The following is a 17,028-nucleotide window of genomic DNA, read 5'->3' as shown; positions in this document are numbered from 1 at the left end:
GGAGCCATCAGGCTCCCTTTTTTTATTCTTCAGATTCTTCTTGTGCCGGCACCAGCGGCCAGCCGCCCAGGCGTTTCCAGCGGTTGACCAGCTCACAAAACAGATCGGCAGTTTGTTCAGTGTCGTACAGCGCCGAGTGTGCTTTGGTGCTGTCAAACGGAATGCCGGCGGCCTTACAGGCTTTTGCCAGCACGGTTTGTCCGACCACCAGTCCGCTCAGCGCCGCAGTATCAAAGGTGACAAAAGGGTGAAACGGATTGCGCTTCAGGCTGGCCCGTTCAGCGGCAGCACTCATAAAGTTCAGATCGAACGTGGCGTTGTGCGCCACCATAATCGCCCGGTTACACCCTTTATCTTTGATGCCTTTACGCACCACTTTGAATATCGCATGCAGCGCTTCATATTCACTGACGGCACCGCGCAGCGGATTGTGCGGGTCGATGCCGTTAAACGCCAGCGCTTCCGGCTGAAGAATTGCCCCTTCGAACGGCTCTACATGGAAATGAAGCGTCTCATCTTTTTCCAGCCAGCCGTTCTCATCCATTTTTAAGGTCACGGCCGCAATTTCCAGCAGCGCGTCGGTTTTCGCATTAAAACCCGCCGTTTCTACATCGATTACGACCGGATAAAAACCGCGAAAACGCTCGCTTAGGGTATTCAATTCTTTCGATTCAGGCATCGGGATCTCGTTGACGGAAAAATGCAGCGCGTATTATGGCAAATTTCAGAAAGGCTTGCAGCAGGGGATACGAGGAGCAGGGTGCCATTAAGGCACCCCGACGGCATTAATTGCCGAGGCCGTGACCGGCATGTTTGTTTTCAATCAGTTCCACTTTATAGCCATCCGGATCTTCAACGAAGGCAATAATGGTGCTGCCGCCTTTAACCGGGCCAGCTTCACGGGTGACGTTGCCGCCATCTTTACGAATGCGCTCGCAGGTTGCGGCGACATCGTCAACGCCCAGCGCGATATGGCCATAAGCGTTACCGAGGTCATAGCTATCCACGCCCCAGTTGTAAGTCAGCTCAATGACCGCACCTTCGCTCTCTTCGGTGTAGCCAACAAACGCCAGGCTATATTTGTATTCGGTATTTTCGCTGGTGCGCAGCAGACGCATACCAAACACTTTGGTGTAGAAGTCGATGGAACGTTGCAGATCGCCAACGCGCAGCATGGTGTGAAGTAAGCGCATAATATCCTCTTTAAATGGCCTGCCAGACTAACCGCTGGCAGGTTATGTTTGTCATCATGTCGCGGATGACTGAAAAATCGTGCTAAGTATAGCGTTGATTAACCAGCCTGTTAACGTTTAGCCGCAGCCTGAAGACGGCGGCAGGTGTCTTACAGGGTCGGGTAATCAGTGTAGCCTTCGGCACTGCCGCCGTAGAAACTTTCTGGTCTTTGTGGGTTAAGTGGCGCTTTTTTGTGCAGGCGCTCAACCAAATCCGGGTTAGCGATATAAACACGGCCAAACGCCACCGCATCAATCAGACCTTTTTCAATCAGCTCTTCGCCTTTCTCAGCGGTATAAGCACCGGCACCGATAATCACGCCTGGATAGATAGCGCGAATCGCCTGGCGGAATGACTCAGCGTAAGGCTTACCGCCTGCCCAGTCTGGTTCAGAGATATGCAGGTAGGCAAGGTTACGTTTTGCCAGCTCGCCAATGTAGTACAGCGCGGCTTCTTCCTGATCTTCACCGTTATCGAGGCCGTTAAACGGACCGAGCGGAGAAATACGGATACCGATGCGATCTGCGGCCCAGCCGTCAATGGCTGCATCAACCACTTCCAGTGCGAAACGGGTGCGGTTTTCAATACTGCCGCCATATTCGTCACTGCGCTGGTTGGAGGCCGGTGACAGGAATTGATGGATCAGATAGCCATGGGCAGAGTGCAGCTCGAGCAGGTCGAAATCGGCTTCGCGGGCGTTAATCGCCGACTGGCGGAAATCATTCACAATGGCGGCGATTTCGTCTTTTTCCAGCGCACGCGGGGTTGAAGTCTCTTCACGAATTGCATTCCCCTGCGCGTCACGCAGCGAGGTACGCGTCTGAGCAGAGATGGCAGAAGGGGCGACCGGTGCTTGCTGACCGGGTTGCAGGCTGGCGTGTGAAATACGGCCGGTGTGCCACAGCTGTACCGCACTGTGGCCACCTTCAGCGTGAATACCGGCGTTAATTGCTTTCCATGCCGCGATTTGCTCTGCGGTATGCAGTCCTGGCGCACCGGCATAGCCTTTCGCCTGGAAGGAAATCTGGGTGGCTTCGGTAATGATTAAACCGGCGCTGGCACGCTGGCGATAGTACTCGCCCATCAGAGGAGTAGGGATATCACCCGGCTCAATACTGCGCAGGCGCGTCAGTGGTGCCATGAAAATGCGGTTTGGTACCGTAATGGCGCCCACTTTCAGTGGGGTAAACAGTTTGGTGATTTCCATGCAGACTCCTGTATTAGACCGGTCGACTAGTAAATGTGTTTTTTTTTATCAGGCTGCGGGTAGCATACGTTCAATTTGATCGTAAGCCCAGCTTAACGGTGCGCTGTCACGACGGATTTTGCACTGTAAACTGGCACCGAGCCATAACATATAGAGCATTTCAGCACAGACCGTGGCGCTGGTGGCGATACGTACTTCGCCAGCCTCTACCGCACGCTGAAGCGTACTGGCCAGTGCTGCAATAATTTCTCGCGAACCTCGTTCCAGTGCGATGCGCATCGGTTCCGAGAGATCACAGACTTCCGCGGAAAGTTTCACTGACAGGCAAGCCGCAAAGTCGCTGTCGTGGCAAAAGTGCTGATAAGCGGTACGGTAGTAATCAAGGATGCGCTGGCGAGCATTGCCCTGTTCAGCCTCCATAAACTGGCGTACTTCTGAGTGATACTGGGCGAAATAGCGCTCCAGCATTGCTACACCAAACACTTCCTTCGAGCGGAAATAGTGATAAAACGATCCCTTAGGCACTTCGGCGACGCTGAGCAGTTCGCTCAGCCCCATGCCGGTAAAGCCACGTTGCAGGCAAAGCTGCTCACCAGTGGCAAGCAGATGTTCGCAGGTATCGTTTCGGGTATGTTTGTTCATCGACACAGGTTAATAGACCAATCGGTCTAATGCAACCCCTGGTTTTCGGCGCGACAGTTTTTCAGCAAATCGAGATCCGCCTGATACTCACTGCTTTGCACATTCATCATGCCGAGCAGGGTATGGAAAAGGTTATCCTGCGAAATCTGATCTGTCGCAGCATGCTGTTGTAAACATGACCGATCAATATTAAAGGCCTGGCGATAGCCCGGTGACAGCCACAGCAGAAAGGGAATGTGCGTCTGCTGATCTGGCGCAAACACATACGGCGCGCCGTGCAGATACATACCGTGTTCCCCCAGCGATTCGCCGTGATCGGAGAGATAGACCAACGCCACGTTAAATTTGTCACTGTAGGATTTCAGCAGATCAATAGTCTGACCGAGCAGCGCATCAGTATATAAAAGGGTGTTGTCATAGGTATTTATCAGCGCCTGCGAATCACAATCCTGAATCTGGCTGTTATCACAGTCAGGGGTAAATTTACGCAGTTGTGGCGGATAACGCAGGTAATAAGCCGGACCATGACTGCCCATCTGGTGTAACACAATCACTGAATCGTCTTTCACGCTATCGATATAGTGATCAAGCCGGTGCAGCAGCGCATCGTCGAGACAGTAGCCGCCGCGGCACAGTTCAGGAAGGTGCCACTGGGTCATATCGGTATGCGGCACGCGATCGCAGGCGCCTTTACAGCCGCCATCGTTCTCTCGCCAGAGAATATTGATGCCGGCATGGGCCATCACATCCAGCAGGCCTTCCTGATGGTGTGCCAGGCTGGCATCGTAATCGACACGCGGCATATTGGAAAACATGCACGGCACTGAGATGGCGGTTTCGGTGCCACAGGAACGGGCGTTCGCATACCAGATTACATCCCGTTGCTTTAGCTGAGGATTGGTTTCACGCGCATAACCGCCGAGCGAGAAGTTTTCGGCACGGGCCGTTTCACCCAGTACCAGTATCACCAGGGTCTTTTTCTGCTCTGCGCGAATCTGCGGCCCTTTCCTCGCATCCTCGCCGATGCGCACCAGCGAGCGATCTCCGGCTAACCAGCGGTCGTGGATGTAGTGGCCGCTGCCGCTGATCACATTAGCGGGCGTGATCATTTTAACCAGCCCTTTATTGTTGCGGATAATCGAAGCGTAATCTTTATAAAACAGCGCCGCGATCAGCAAGATAATCAGCAGCGAAACGATACTGCTCAACCCGCGCAGCGCCAGTGAAAACCACCACGGGCTGGGCTGGCGGATGGTTACCAGAGCCAGCAACAGTGAAGGAATCACACCCATTAACGCCATCCATACCAGATAGCGCGGGGTCAACAGTGCCGCTGCTTCCTGCAGATCGGTTTCAAATACGTTCTGCACCATATCGGTATCGATTACCGTGGCAAAACTGAACATAAAATAGTTGGCGGCCGCGCTGACCAGCATTAAAGCAATCAATAACGGTTTACGGATCCATGGCAAAGCCAGCAGGTTGAAAATCAGCGTCCAGGCGCAGAACAGCACCAGTGGTAGGGTGGCGGCGAACAGGTAATCGTGCCATGAGACGAAGGGAATACTTTCCCAGGCCCGCACCAGAAACAGCCCGTTAAGAATCAGCGCAAACCACAACGCTGCCAACAAATTAAACGCGTATTCGTTACAACGTAACTTATTCAGGATTTTCATAGCATCTGGCAGCGAGAGAATATTGTGGCCAGCTTAGCGTAAAATCTGGTGAAAATCTCAATGCAACTATAGCTTTAGCGGCCCGCAGCGTGCGGGCCGGCATTATTTAGTAAGCAACGGTAAACTGCTTTTGCAAGTGCTGAGGATGTTCAATTTCATCGACAATTGCGACTGCCAGATCTGCAGCGCTGATGGAGGCAGGATGGTCGCCAGACATCAGCAGTTCGGTGCTGCCGACGCGGAACTGGCCGGTGCGTTCACCCGGCTCCAGCATTGCCGCCGGTGACAGATAGGTCCAGTCGAGGTCCGTGCCGCTGCTTTGCAGGGTATTACGCAGGGCACGTGCACCCAGTGCGCCGGGTTTAATTTCGGCTGGAAACGCCTCGGTATCAACCAGTTCAACGCCCGGAGCCACCTGCAGGCTACCCGCGCCACCGACCACCAGTAAGCGTTTTACCTGTGCAGCCCGCACCGCTGCCAGAATTTGCGTGCTGCCCTCGGTAAACTTCTCAAACAAATCGCTTTCAGACCAGCCCGGATTATAGGCGCTGATAACCGCATCCTGACCGCGCAGCACGCCGCTAAGCCATTCGCTATTGTGAATATCGCCGCTTGCCAGCGTTAGATGCGTATCCTGCGGTAAATTTTTACCCGAACGGGAGATGGCGGTCACCTGATGGCCGCGCGCCAGCGCTTCCTTTACCACTTCCTGACCGACAAAACCTGTTGCGCCGATAACTAAAATTTTCATGCTGTCCACATGTAAGTTTGAATTGCGTGATTAAACTTTACTGCTTAACAATAGTATTGATAAGTGGCATATTTCCACTTTTATAATGAAGTAAAACTTACGAATAATGGAAAATCTTAACCGAATGGCGGTATTTGCCACCGTAGTGATTGAAGGTTCGCTGGCCGCGGCCGGTCGGCGATTGGGGATCTCAGCCTCTGCGGTCAGTCAGCATTTACGTCAGCTGGAAGGTTCGGTCGGCGTGCCGTTACTGCACCGATCCACACGCAAATTGACCCTGACCGATGCTGGCGCCGCTTTTTTTCCCGGTTGCGAAGCGATGCTAAACAGCGCCCGCGACGCAGAGCAGCGGCTGGCAGAGAGGCGCGATACGCTGAGTGGAGAACTGCGCATCTCTTCGACGGTGGGCATCGGCGGCCAGCCACTGTGTGAAGCGCTGACGCCGTTATTGCAGCAGCATCCCGGACTTCAGCTGCGGATTATCGCCACTGACAATGTGCTGGATATGATTGAACACCGCATTGATATTGCATTGCGGGTCAATCGCCAGTTAAGCGATTCCCGTGTTATCGCTCATCAGCTGGTGAACTGGCCGCTGGTTATCTGCGCTACGCCGCGCTATCTCTCAATACACGGCGTACCGGAACGGCCAGAGGATTTGGTACAACATCGCTGGATTAGCGGTATTCATTCTGGCGGTACGGTTAACGCCAGGTCTATCGAGCTGCATCACCTCAGGCTGCCGCCGGTTAAATTACGGCTCGCCGAAGGGCAGGTATTGAGTGACAGTATGCATGTGGTGCGCGCCTTTACCCTCGCAGGCCAGGGTATTTCACTGCAACCGCTGTTTGAGATTCAGGACAAGCTGCGCAGTGGCGAGCTGATGCTGCTGCTGCCAGAGTGGCGTCCGGCATCGATCAGGCTGACCGCGTTAACGCTGGAACGGGTGTTACCCGAGAAAACCCGACAGGCATTACAGGCATTAGGTGACTATTTCCGGCGAATTGATACCGTGCCGCTTGCAGATAACCGCTAAGCGATCTTCAATAAAGAATAACAGTGTTAACCAGGAGTTCAGGTGGCCGAGCAACTTGAGTTTTTCCCGGTTCCCAGTCCGTGCCGGGGCATATGTCAGTCAGATGAACGCGGCTACTGCCGTGGCTGCCTGCGCAGCCGCGACGAGCGCTTTAACTGGATGAAATTCAGCGATGCACAAAAGCATGAGGTGTTACGCTTGTGCCGTCAGCGCCTGCTGCGTCGCCAGCGTGGTGCGAAAAGCGAAGTTCCTCACGATCCAGAGCAGCCTTCACTGTTTTAACTCGCGTTTTTTTCCTGCCGAACCGGCTATACTGTTGCGCAAATTCAGTTAGATGGCCGTCTGGCCACGGGGAGAATCGCAATGCTTAAACGTCTGCAAATTGCACCACAAGGGCCGGAGTTTTCCCGGCTGATTATGGGTTACTGGCGGCTGATGGAATGGGGCATGACGCCGCAGCAACGGGTGAGTTTTATTGAACAGCATCTGGAGCTGGGCATCACCACGACCGACCATGCCGATATCTACGGTGACTATCAGTGCGAAGCCGCATTTGGTCAGGCATTGCGGTTGGCTCCATCACTGCGACAGCGGCTGGAGCTGGTAACTAAATGTGGTATCGCCACGACGGCGAAGCCTGAAAACCGCCTTGGTCACTATATTACTGACAGCGCCCATATTATCCGCAGTGCCGAAAATTCTTTGCGTCATTTCTCAACTGATTACCTTGATTTGCTGCTGATTCATCGCCCCGATCCGCTGATGGATGCCGATGAAATCGCCGCAGCGTTTCTCTCGTTGCATCAGAGCGGCAAAGTGAAACACTTTGGCGTCTCCAACTTTACGCCGGCACAGTTTGCACTGTTACAGTCACGCCTGCCGTTTACTCTGGCGACCAATCAGCTGGAAATCTCACCGTTGCATCAGCCAGCGATTCTCGATGGATCACTCGATCAGTGTCAGCAGCTGCGAATTAAACCGATGGCGTGGTCGTGCCTGGGTGGCGGCCGTTTGTTCAGCGATGCAGAATTCCAGCCACTGCGTAATGAGCTGGCGGCAGTGATGGCGGAGACTGGCGCAGATAATATTGAACAGCTGGTGTATGCCTGGGTGATGCGTTTACCTTCACAGCCACTGCCAATTATCGGCTCCGGTAAAATTGAGCGGGTACGTGCTGCGCTGCGCGCCAGTGAAATCGAACTGACACGCCAGCAATGGTTCCGCATTCGCAAAGCGGCGCTGGGTTACGACGTGCCGTAAAGAAACGCAAATCGTGGCTTTTTGTTGCCCGTTCTGCTGAAAAGGGTCCAGGCTTAGCAAGTGCGTGATCAATTCAAAGGAGCGAAAATGAAAAGTTACGGTTTGGCAGCACTGGCACTGTTGGTCTCGGGATTTGCCCAGGCAGCCAGCGAGAAGGTTGAACTGCACGATGTCAGCACCCAGGGCATTGGCAAGTCGATAGGTCAGGTCACGATTAGCGAGACGCCTTACGGGCTGGAGTTTAAACCCGATTTGCATTCACTGAAGGCGGGCGTTCACGGTTTCCATGTGCATGCTAAAGGCAGCTGTGAACCGGCCACTACCGACGGGAAAGCAGTGGCTGCAGGTGCGGCAGGCGGGCATCTTGACCCCGGTAACAGTGGAAAACATCTCGGGCCTTATCAGGACGGGCACTTAGGTGACTTACCGGCGCTGTTTGTTACCGCGGACGGTAAAGCCACCTATCCGGTACTGGCTCCGCGCATCAAGAAACTGTCTGAGATCTCCGGTAAGGCGCTGATGGTGCATGTCGGCGGTGATAACCACTCCGATCATCCAAAACCGCTGGGCGGCGGCGGTGACCGCTTTGCCTGCGGCGTAATCAACTAACGTTTTTTGCCAGGGCGGCGTTTTCGCCGCCCATAAACAGCATTTAGTCATTCGTCTGTACCTGTGACAACGGCTGAAAATACCAATGTCAGGCCCGCAATGACCACATCTGTGATTAGCATATTCATCAGCGACGGGTGGGAGGACGCTGGGTAACGCATCAGAAAATGCATGCAGTCCAGTTTGCCCCCGACATCCTAATCCGGAGAAAACCCTTTGTTACCAGAATGCGTTTATCGACGATATGCACCGGTTCCATGATGAGGGGCCGGCCTGTTCATCGGTGGTGATTTCGACGTTTCAAAAGTGACAGGGATGAAAAATGAAGGAGCGGATAACGACGGCGTGATCAATATGCCGCCCGGTCAACTTCCTTCAGATTTCTTTGACGATAAATAATCCTTACGGCTGACAATAGTCAGCCTGTAAAGGTTAGCCTTACTCAACCGTGCTTGCTGGCAGCGCCTGCTTCAACTGTGACAATGAGCACCACAGCCGCCAGATAATGCCCGCCAGTTCGTCGGCATCCTCACGGTGTTGCGCCTGCAAGGCATCAATCATCTGCTGGAGTTCTGTCAGCGTTTCATCCAGATAGCGGTGGTGAACGCCGCGCTCGCTGATAATACGGTGCAGCCCACGCAGGCTGGCGTCACGCATGGTCGCCAGTGAAGCAGAGTCGCTTTGCCAGTCACGCAGCTGCCAGACGATATGCGAGCAGTTGAGCAGCACAACGCCCCAACGCAGCAGCCAGACGCGCGCAGGCTGATCGCGGCTGGTATTCAGCTGGCTGATACGGTGGTAAATCTGCGATTCAAACCGGCTTTCGCTCAGTCGCGGATGACGACCAAGCTGATCGAGAAACTCACGCCGCAGCGCACGGATGTGGCGGCGACTTTTGCGTTTGTCAGAGCTGGGGCGCAAAATCTGAAACGCCAGCCAGGCCAGCAGCACGCCGCAAACCTTGGCGATATTATCGTTGAGAAAATCCTGATAGTCATATACCGGCGGATTCGTTACCGCCAGAAACGACCCCATAAACACGATAAACTGGCCCCACAGCGCGGCGCGCTTCTGTTGTTGCAGCTTAAACAGTTGCAGGGTAATTAACAGCGGCAGCAGAAAGATCAGAAATTGCCATAGCTGGCTGATTTGAATCATCAGACCAAATTTAACCAGAAAGCTGAACACTGAAAGCAGCAGCAGGGTTTTCAGCAGCAGTGAAATGCTGCCGGTCGGCGAGGGCGCTGAGGAGTAGAGCACGCAGCTGATAGCGGTCAGCGTCAGTGCTGCACTGCCTGCATCCCACTGGGTATTAATCCAGAAGGTACAGCCCAGCACGATAACGCTGAAGGTACGCAGTGCGCTCCAGCTGGCTTCTGCGCTGTCGGTATAGCGCGCCAGTAACGGCACCGGCGGCGGTGAGAAGCGCGTTTCGGCATCAGCTCGTTCAAACTGACGCAACCAGCGGCTGACGTTAAGATACATCCAGCAGAAGTAGCGCAGACGATGCCAGAAGGCGCGATGGCGGTAGTCGCTGTCAGTATCTGGCGCTGCACTCTGCAAAATTTGCGCCAGCCGATATTTATCGCAATCGCTGCGTGCCAGTTCGCTGAGCAATTGATGCAGCGCGCTGAACAGCACTTCCGGCGGATTGGGCCAGTTAAGCAACATTCGCCGCAGGCTGGAGATCACGCTGGTGAGCCGCAACTGCTGGTGCAGCACATAGTTCAGCAGGTTATTTTGTCGGCGAAAGCGATAATGGCTCCAGAATGCCTGAATGCGCAGCAGATTCATGGTGAGAATCTGGCTGATAACATTTTCATGGGCGGTGCGCATGGTATCGGTGATTTCCGGCTGTAGCATCAGTGCAGCGTGATCCAGCAGCCGGGCGTGCATGGTTTTCAGCGAGGTGATTAATGCATCGCCATCTGAGGTGCTGGGCAGGATCATCATCATCAGGCCACCGCACAAAATGCCGGAAATCACCTCACAGACGCGTGCCTGCGTTATCTCCCAAAGATCGCCGATATCGGTGATATTGACCGTGCTGAAGGCGATGATCGCCGCGGTATAACCCGCCAGCGAGAACGCATAGGCCACATTGTTCTGAAAGTGATTGGCAATCCAGGTGCAGAGCGCCAGCCAGCTGGCAATCGCCAGAGTAAACAACCAGGGTTCGTTGAGCGTATGACCGGCAATCAGCAGCGCCGCGCTGGCACCCAGTAAGCTTCCGGCAATGCGGCCAAGACTTTTACTGATGACGCCACCAACGGTCGGAAAGCTGACCACTGCTGCGGAGGTCATCGCCCAGTAGGGTTCATCAAGGTCCAGCGCGTAAGCAATGCTCAACGCCAGACACATCGCCAGCGCGTTGCGTAATGCATAGCGCCACTGTCCACCGGTGGCCTTAATCCACGGCAGTTGCTTCCATTCCAGCCAGCTGAGGTTCATCATCGATCAGGGCTGAATGGAGACGGTGGCGGTAGTACCGGCGACCAGCGGCAAATTATCCGGAATATCGCTAATCGCAATACGCACCGGTACTCGCTGCGCCAGCCGCACCCAAGGAACGTTGGGTTTAATATCCGGCACCAGCCCGCTGTCGCTTTCAATGCTCTGATCGTAAATCGCCCGTCCAATGCTCTCGACCCGGCCTTTCAGTCGCTGATCGTTGCTGTAAAGCACAATATCGGCTTCAGCGCCGGGGCGGATATGGCGCAGTTTGGTCTCTTCAAAGTAACCGATAATATAAAATGAGTGGCTGTCGACCAGTGCAAACACCGGTGTGCCGCTGGTGGCGTAATTGCCCGGACGCAGATTGAGATTAGTGATCCAGCCATCGGTCGGCGCATAAACCTGGGTTTGCTGCAGGTTCCACTGTGCCTGTTCAAGCGTGGCTTGCGCGGCTTTTGCGCTGGCCGCCGCTGCATTGGCGGTTAAGTTAGCCGCATCCATATCCTCAGCTGAAATCACATTGCGCGGCAGGCTACGTCGGCGACTGGCTTCATGCTGGGCTTTTTGCAAGTCCGCCTGCGCTTTGCTTAGCTGTGCTTCTGCATTGAGCAGCGCGATGCGCCAGGGTTCGTCGTCAAGGGTAAACAGCAGGCTGCCTTTTTTTACCCACTGATTATCCTTCACCAGTAGTTTATCTATGCGTCCTGACACCTGTGGCGTAATATCAACCAGTTCGGCGCGCACTTTGCCATCTCGCGTCCATGGCGATTGCATATAGTAATTCCACAGCCACCAACCGGCGCACAGTGCGGCAGCGAAAACAATCACCGTTGAGAAATACTTTAAGCTATTCAGTTTCATCTAATCACCAGCGTCCAGACAACCATAATGATGCACTCACACACAGCACAAACAGCGACAGATCCATTAACGTCGGATGCCAGATTTCGCCGGAATAGAGCCAGCCTCGAATCAGAGGGTGGAGTAATAACCAGATAAGGAAACCCAACAGTACCGCTTTAAAAATGGGCGGAAAAAACAGCGAGGCACCAAAAACCAGGTCAGTGAGGGGAGCTGTGGAACTCAGTAGCATTGTCGACACGTTTCGTCATCCTTCATTGCGGGTATGCGAGGTAACCCGAAATTAAAATACGCTTTCCATTTTGTGTTTGCCCTGGATTTGTATTTTGTCCTGTAAACTCGCAGAATAGTCTAGAATCAGGCTTGATAGCTAGCAAGCTAATTATAAGGAGATGAAATGGATACGCCACTAGGAACGGACCTGGCACGATTAGTGCGCATATGGCGCGCTCTGATTGATCAACGGTTGAAACCGTTGGAGCTGACTCAAACACATTGGGTCACACTGCATAATATTCATCAGTTGCCACCGGATCAGTCTCAGATTCAGCTGGCCAAGGCAATTGGTATTGAGCAACCTTCGCTGGTAAGAACGCTGGACCAGCTGGAGGAGAAAGGGCTGATTACCCGTTGTACTTGCGCCAACGATCGTCGTGCCAAGCGTATTAAGCTGACGAAAGAAGCTGAACCTATCATCTGTGAAGTGGAGCACGTGATTGATGCGACACGCGATGATATTCTTTCGGGTATCTCTATGCAGGAGATAAGCCAGCTGGTTACGCTGATTGCGCGACTGGAGAAAAACATTCTCGAGTTGCACAATAAAACCGAGTAAACGTTAGAAAAAACCGGCGTCTGGCGCCGGTTTTTTTGTATAGATTAACGTGGGGAAACGGTAACCTGCCTGCCGTTGGATGCCAGCATGACGCGCTGACCAACCGAGAAGCGGGTTGAACCCTGTTTCTGCACCACCAGGATGGTATTACCATCATCTTTACGCACTTCCAGCTCAACGCCAGCGGTTTTATTCATCGAACCCTGCACGCCCTGGCCAGCTACGCCGCCCAGTACCGCACCACCTGCAGTTGCCAGGCTGCGTCCGCTGCCGCCGCCAATGGTGTTACCAAGGAAGCCACCAAGCACCGCACCGCCGATCGCGCCAATGACGTTGTTATCGTCACCGCCCTGAATCTGGACTGGACGAACGGAAACCAGCGTGCCGTAAGTGACGCTCTGAACCTGTTTGGCTTCAGATGCACTGTAAACGTCGCCGGAGAGGCTGCTGGAATTAGTACAGCCTGCCAGTGTAATGCCGGTCAGTGCCACTACAAACATACGCTTGATCATTGTGATGCTCCTCAATTACTTATTGGCTACGCAAAAGGTGTAACCATCGCTAACCATATTATATGGCACAAGTCTGGCTTGTTGCGGATTTTAGTCAAAAAAACTGACAAGTGCAGCATACCCATGCAAGATTAAACGAAATCTCAATAACCATGCCAACTTGACGGGCATTCAGAAAAAACCGTTAGTTGCTTCAAAAAACGGCAATTAATCATAGTATTACACGACTATTTTTGCCAGGCTGAAGTAAAGGCTCTTTCCGGGCGCGATATTAAGGCAATGAAATGAAATCAGGACGTTATATTGGAGTGATGTCCGGCACCAGCCTCGATGGTGTTGATGTGGTGCTGGCGGCAATTGACGAGCGCATGGTGGCGCAGCAGGCCAGTTATGTCCATCCGTTCCCGCCTGAGCTGCGCCAGCAAGTGCTGGCGATTTGCCAGGGCCAGAGCCTGACCTTATCGCAACTGGGCCAGCTGGATACGCGACTCGGGCGGCTGTTCGCCGAAGCGGTGCTGACCATGATGAAGCAGCAGGGGCTGGAAGCGTCAGATATTACTGCCATCGGTTGTCATGGCCAGACCGTCTGGCACGAACCGCTGGGTGAGGCGCCTAACAGCCAGCAGATTGGCGATAATAATCAGATTGCTGCCGCCACTGGCATTACCGTGGTCGGCGATTTTCGCCGGCGCGATATGGCGCTGGGCGGGCAGGGCGCGCCGCTGGTGCCTGCGTTTCACCAGGCGCTGCTGATGCACACCAGCGAACGTCGCATGGTGCTTAATATTGGCGGTATCGCTAATTTATCGCTGTTGATACCCGGTAAGCCGGTGCGTGGTTATGATACGGGTCCGGGTAATATGCTGATGGACGTGTGGATCTGGCGTCAGCGCGGCAAAGCCTATGATAAAGATGGTGAGTGGGCCAGCAGCGGCAAAGTGATCGTACCGCTGTTGCAATCGATGCTGGCCGATCCCTGGTTTGCGCTGCCGGCACCGAAAAGTACCGGACGCGAATATTTTAACCTCGGATGGATTGAGAAACAGCTGAGTGCTTTTCCGGCGCTGGCGGCGCAAGATGTGCAGGCGACGTTGACAGAGCTGACCGCCGTCACCATTGCTGAACAGGTGCTGCTGAGCGGCGGCTGCGAACGACTGATCGTTTGCGGCGGCGGCGGGCGCAACCCGCTGCTGATGGCGCGTCTCGCGGGGCAGCTGGCGGGAACGGAAGTGCTCAGCACCGACGAACTGGGAATCAGCGGGGATGATATGGAAGGGCTGGCATTTGCCTGGCTGGCTTATCGCACCTTATCTGGTCTGCCGGGGAATCTGCCCTCCGTGACCGGTGCCCGTAGTGCCAGCGTGCTGGGTGCCATTTTCCCGGCTAATTATCCCGATGGTTCACACTAATTAGCAGTTGTGGTTGAAAAGGAGTTATTGATGAAAAACACCCTGATGGTAGCCGCTTTATTCACCTTATCGGGCTGTGGTCTGATGTCGCATTCTGAGCAACAACAGGTTGAAACCCTGCGCTATACCTGCGGCACCCTGCCGCTGACGGTTAAGGTAGACAACAGCCAAGAGCAGGTCAGCCTGATTTTGGATGGTAAGCCGCTGACCCTGAAGCAGCAGGTTGCCGCTTCCGGCGCGCGCTACAGTGACGGCAACTACGTCTTCTGGTCGAAGGGCGACGGGGCTTTTATCGAGCGTAACGATAAAATTATTATCGATGATTGTAAGCTGCAATCAGGAAGTTAAGTCGTTGAAGTTCATCGGGGTGAGGCGCACAATGGCTTCACCCTTTTTATTTTCCAGAAGCCTTTGTTATGACCGATAGCGATAACCTGCAACAGATTGCCCATCTGCGTCGTGAATATACGCGTGGTGGCCTGCGCCGTAAGGATCTTCCCGAAGAACCGCTCGATCTGTTTGAGCACTGGCTGCGCCAGGCATGTGACGCCCAGCTGCCCGATCCCACCGCGATGAGCGTGGCTACCGTTGATGAACACGGCCAACCTTATCAGCGCATTGTGCTGCTGAAACACTACGATAAACAGGGAATGGTGTTCTACACCAATCTCGGCAGTCGTAAAGCGCATCACCTTGAAAATAACCCACGCATCAGCCTGCTGTTTCCATGGCACATGCTGGAACGTCAGGTGATGGTGCTGGGCAGCGTGGAGAAACTGTCGGCGCTGGAAGTCATGAAGTATTTCCACAGCCGACCGCGCGACAGCCAGATCGGCGCGTGGGTATCAAAACAGTCGAGCCGGATTTCCGCGCGTGGCGTGCTGGAAGGTAAATTCCTTGAGCTGAAGCAGAAGTTCCAGCAGGGGCAGATCCCGTTGCCGAGTTTTTGGGGTGGATTCCGCATCAAAATCGATACGATGGAGTTCTGGCAGGGAGGAGAACACCGGCTGCACGATCGCTTCCTCTATCAGCGCGACGGCGAAGGCTGGAAAATCGACCGACTGGCGCCCTGAATTACTGAAAAATCCCTTTAAGCGCTGGTACTGAATCCTTCAGCGCTTTATTCTATAGGCCGTAATTTTTCTTCCGCATCCAGGCGGAAAGCTGTGTACCAGCCCAGGTGCAGTCGTTTCTACATGGAGTCTTTGATGGCCAGCAGTAACCTGATTAAACAATTGCAAGAGCGGGGGCTTGTCGCCCAGGTAACGGATGAGGACGCGTTAGCAGCACGACTGGCGCAAGGGCCAATCGCACTGTATTGCGGCTTCGATCCGACCGCCGACAGCTTGCATTTGGGGCATCTGGTGCCTTTGCTTTGCCTGAAACGCTTTCAGGACGCCGGACATAAACCTGTTGCCCTGGTAGGTGGCGCAACCGGACTGATTGGCGACCCAAGCTTCAAAGCAGCCGAACGTAAACTGAATACCGCCGACACCGTTAATGAATGGGTTGATAAAATTCGTCATCAGGTGGCACCGTTCCTCGATTTTAACTGCGGTGACAACAGCGCCATTGCCGCCAATAACTACGACTGGTTTGGCGGCATGAACGTGCTGACGTTCCTGCGCGATATTGGTAAGCACTTCTCAGTTAATCAGATGATTAATAAAGAAGCGGTGAAGCAGCGTCTGAATCGCGATGACCAGGGGATCTCTTTCACTGAGTTTTCCTACAATCTGCTGCAGGGCTATGACTTTGCCTGCCTGAATGAGCGCTACGGCGTGGCATTACAGATTGGCGGTTCCGATCAGTGGGGCAATATCACTTCCGGTATCGATCTGACGCGTCGTCTGCATCAGAACCAGGTATTTGGCCTGACGGTGCCGTTGATCACCAAAGCTGATGGCACCAAATTCGGTAAAACCGAAGGTGGCGCAGTGTGGCTGGACGCGAAAAAGACCAGCCCGTACAAATTCTATCAGTTCTGGATCAACACCGCCGATGCCGATGTCTATCGCTTCCTGAAATTCTTCACCTTCCTTAGCCTTGACGAGATCAATGCGCTGGAAGAAGAAGACAAAAACAGCGGTAAAGCACCACGTGCTCAGTACGTGCTGGCGGAAGTGGTGACGAAGCTGGTTCATGGCGAAGCGGGTCTGGCAGCGGCAAAACGCATTACCCAGAGCCTGTTCTCCGGTGCGATGACCGAAATGACCGAAGCAGATTTTGAACAGCTGGCGCAAGACGGCATGCCGACAATTGAACTGGCGGCAGAAGACGATCTGCAACAGGCGTTGGTTAATGCTGAGCTGGTGCCATCCCGCGGTCAGGCGCGCACAATGATCGGTTCTAATGCGGTAACGGTGAACGGTGAGAAGCAGTCTGATGCGGAATACCGCTTCAGCGACAGCGACAAACTGTTTGGGCGTTTTACCCTGCTGCGTCGCGGCAAAAAGCACTACTGCCTGGTGTGCTGGAAATAAAATAATATCGATCCTCAAGTGCCGGTGATGCCGGCACTTAATTTGGCAAGGCTGTGCAGG

At 53.9% G+C, this 17,028-nt stretch carries 20 protein-coding genes; 10 read left to right on the top strand and 10 right to left on the bottom strand.

Annotated elements, in window-relative coordinates; translation table 11 throughout:
- Nucleotides 1-22: 22 nt before the first annotated feature.
- The 6 genes from rnt to ACP3TC_RS11245 form a co-directional block, all read right to left on the bottom strand.
- The gene (gene rnt / locus ACP3TC_RS11270; RefSeq protein ID WP_313857351.1) at nt 23-679 is read right to left on the bottom strand and encodes a ribonuclease T; all 657 of its coding nucleotides are present in this window, start codon (nt 677-679) and stop codon (nt 23-25) included.
- A 106-nt stretch (nt 680-785) separates the two neighbouring features.
- Nucleotides 786-1,193 carry a lactoylglutathione lyase gene (gene gloA, locus ACP3TC_RS11265; RefSeq protein WP_313857352.1) on the bottom strand — a complete coding sequence of 136 codons (408 nt, stop codon included), beginning with the start codon at nt 1,191-1,193 and terminating at the stop codon, nt 786-788.
- Between the two features lie 149 nt (nt 1,194-1,342).
- A complete protein-coding gene (locus ACP3TC_RS11260) occupies nt 1,343-2,440 on the bottom strand; it encodes an alkene reductase (protein ID WP_313857354.1) in 1,098 nt (365 codons plus the stop codon).
- A 48-nt stretch (nt 2,441-2,488) separates the two neighbouring features.
- The gene (locus ACP3TC_RS11255; RefSeq protein ID WP_426816471.1) at nt 2,489-3,082 is read right to left on the bottom strand and encodes a TetR/AcrR family transcriptional regulator; all 594 of its coding nucleotides are present in this window, start codon (nt 3,080-3,082) and stop codon (nt 2,489-2,491) included.
- Between the two features lie 26 nt (nt 3,083-3,108).
- On the bottom strand, nt 3,109-4,758 hold the full coding sequence (gene eptA / locus ACP3TC_RS11250; protein ID WP_426816470.1) for a phosphoethanolamine transferase EptA: 1,650 nt from the start codon (nt 4,756-4,758) through the stop codon (nt 3,109-3,111).
- A 106-nt stretch (nt 4,759-4,864) separates the two neighbouring features.
- Nucleotides 4,865-5,509, bottom strand: coding sequence for an NAD(P)-dependent oxidoreductase (locus tag ACP3TC_RS11245; protein ID WP_426816469.1), 645 nt, complete (start codon nt 5,507-5,509; stop codon nt 4,865-4,867).
- A gap of 106 nt (nt 5,510-5,615) precedes the next feature.
- Here ACP3TC_RS11245 and ACP3TC_RS11240 point away from each other — a divergent pair, with 106 nt between their 5' ends.
- The 5 genes from ACP3TC_RS11240 to ACP3TC_RS11220 all read left to right on the top strand — a co-directional run bounded on the left by ACP3TC_RS11240 (nt 5,616) and on the right by ACP3TC_RS11220 (nt 8,724).
- Nucleotides 5,616-6,545 (top strand): LysR substrate-binding domain-containing protein, encoded by a 930-nt coding sequence (locus ACP3TC_RS11240; protein ID WP_426816468.1) that lies wholly within the window; start codon nt 5,616-5,618, stop codon nt 6,543-6,545.
- A 42-nt stretch (nt 6,546-6,587) separates the two neighbouring features.
- Entirely contained in the window at nt 6,588-6,827 is a 240-nt protein-coding gene (locus ACP3TC_RS11235; RefSeq protein WP_313857360.1) for a DUF1289 domain-containing protein, read from the top strand.
- An 81-nt stretch (nt 6,828-6,908) separates the two neighbouring features.
- Nucleotides 6,909-7,805: an aldo/keto reductase gene (locus tag ACP3TC_RS11230; protein WP_426816467.1), complete on the top strand. Its 897-nt coding sequence runs from the start codon at nt 6,909-6,911 to the stop codon at nt 7,803-7,805.
- Between the two features lie 87 nt (nt 7,806-7,892).
- Nucleotides 7,893-8,414, top strand: coding sequence for a superoxide dismutase [Cu-Zn] SodC (gene sodC, locus ACP3TC_RS11225; RefSeq protein ID WP_426816466.1), 522 nt, complete (start codon nt 7,893-7,895; stop codon nt 8,412-8,414).
- 244 nt (nt 8,415-8,658) lie between these two features.
- Nucleotides 8,659-8,724: a hypothetical protein gene (locus ACP3TC_RS11220; RefSeq protein ID WP_426818269.1), complete on the top strand. Its 66-nt coding sequence runs from the start codon at nt 8,659-8,661 to the stop codon at nt 8,722-8,724.
- Between the two features lie 128 nt (nt 8,725-8,852).
- Here ACP3TC_RS11220 and ACP3TC_RS11215 read toward each other — a convergent pair whose 3' ends face one another.
- The 3 genes from ACP3TC_RS11215 to ACP3TC_RS11205 are packed head-to-tail and all read right to left on the bottom strand — an operon-like array spanning nt 8,853 to nt 11,961.
- The gene (locus tag ACP3TC_RS11215; protein WP_426818268.1) at nt 8,853-10,865 is read right to left on the bottom strand and encodes an FUSC family protein; all 2,013 of its coding nucleotides are present in this window, start codon (nt 10,863-10,865) and stop codon (nt 8,853-8,855) included.
- Nucleotides 10,866-10,871: 6 nt separating this feature from the next.
- The gene (locus tag ACP3TC_RS11210) at nt 10,872-11,729 is read right to left on the bottom strand and encodes an efflux RND transporter periplasmic adaptor subunit (RefSeq protein WP_426816465.1); all 858 of its coding nucleotides are present in this window, start codon (nt 11,727-11,729) and stop codon (nt 10,872-10,874) included.
- A 4-nt stretch (nt 11,730-11,733) separates the two neighbouring features.
- A complete protein-coding gene (locus tag ACP3TC_RS11205; protein ID WP_313857708.1) occupies nt 11,734-11,961 on the bottom strand; it encodes a DUF1656 domain-containing protein in 228 nt (75 codons plus the stop codon).
- Between the two features lie 165 nt (nt 11,962-12,126).
- Here ACP3TC_RS11205 and slyA point away from each other — a divergent pair, with 165 nt between their 5' ends.
- Entirely contained in the window at nt 12,127-12,564 is a 438-nt protein-coding gene (slyA, locus tag ACP3TC_RS11200) for a transcriptional regulator SlyA (RefSeq protein ID WP_313857364.1), read from the top strand.
- A 44-nt stretch (nt 12,565-12,608) separates the two neighbouring features.
- Here slyA and slyB read toward each other — a convergent pair whose 3' ends face one another.
- Nucleotides 12,609-13,076: an outer membrane lipoprotein SlyB gene (slyB, locus tag ACP3TC_RS11195; protein WP_313857367.1), complete on the bottom strand. Its 468-nt coding sequence runs from the start codon at nt 13,074-13,076 to the stop codon at nt 12,609-12,611.
- A gap of 284 nt (nt 13,077-13,360) precedes the next feature.
- On the opposite strand from slyB, the gene anmK reads away from it, so the two are divergent.
- The 4 genes from anmK to tyrS all read left to right on the top strand — a co-directional run bounded on the left by anmK (nt 13,361) and on the right by tyrS (nt 16,968).
- Entirely contained in the window at nt 13,361-14,485 is a 1,125-nt protein-coding gene (anmK, locus tag ACP3TC_RS11190; protein WP_313857368.1) for an anhydro-N-acetylmuramic acid kinase, read from the top strand.
- Nucleotides 14,486-14,515: 30 nt separating this feature from the next.
- Nucleotides 14,516-14,833: an MliC family protein gene (locus tag ACP3TC_RS11185; protein WP_426816464.1), complete on the top strand. Its 318-nt coding sequence runs from the start codon at nt 14,516-14,518 to the stop codon at nt 14,831-14,833.
- 68 nt (nt 14,834-14,901) lie between these two features.
- Nucleotides 14,902-15,558, top strand: a complete 657-nt coding sequence (gene pdxH, locus ACP3TC_RS11180; protein WP_426816463.1) for a pyridoxamine 5'-phosphate oxidase — start codon at nt 14,902-14,904, stop codon at nt 15,556-15,558.
- 135 nt (nt 15,559-15,693) lie between these two features.
- Nucleotides 15,694-16,968 carry a tyrosine--tRNA ligase gene (tyrS, locus tag ACP3TC_RS11175; protein WP_426816462.1) on the top strand — a complete coding sequence of 425 codons (1,275 nt, stop codon included), beginning with the start codon at nt 15,694-15,696 and terminating at the stop codon, nt 16,966-16,968.
- The last annotated feature ends 60 nt before the right edge of the window (nt 16,969-17,028 follow it).

It is taken from the genome of Winslowiella sp. 2C04, from assembly GCF_050037805.1.
Lineage (GTDB): Bacteria > Pseudomonadota > Gammaproteobacteria > Enterobacterales > Enterobacteriaceae > Erwinia > Erwinia toletana_A.
The sequence above is the reverse complement of the archived record's forward strand: the minus strand, read 5'-3'. Positions and strand labels throughout refer to the sequence as shown.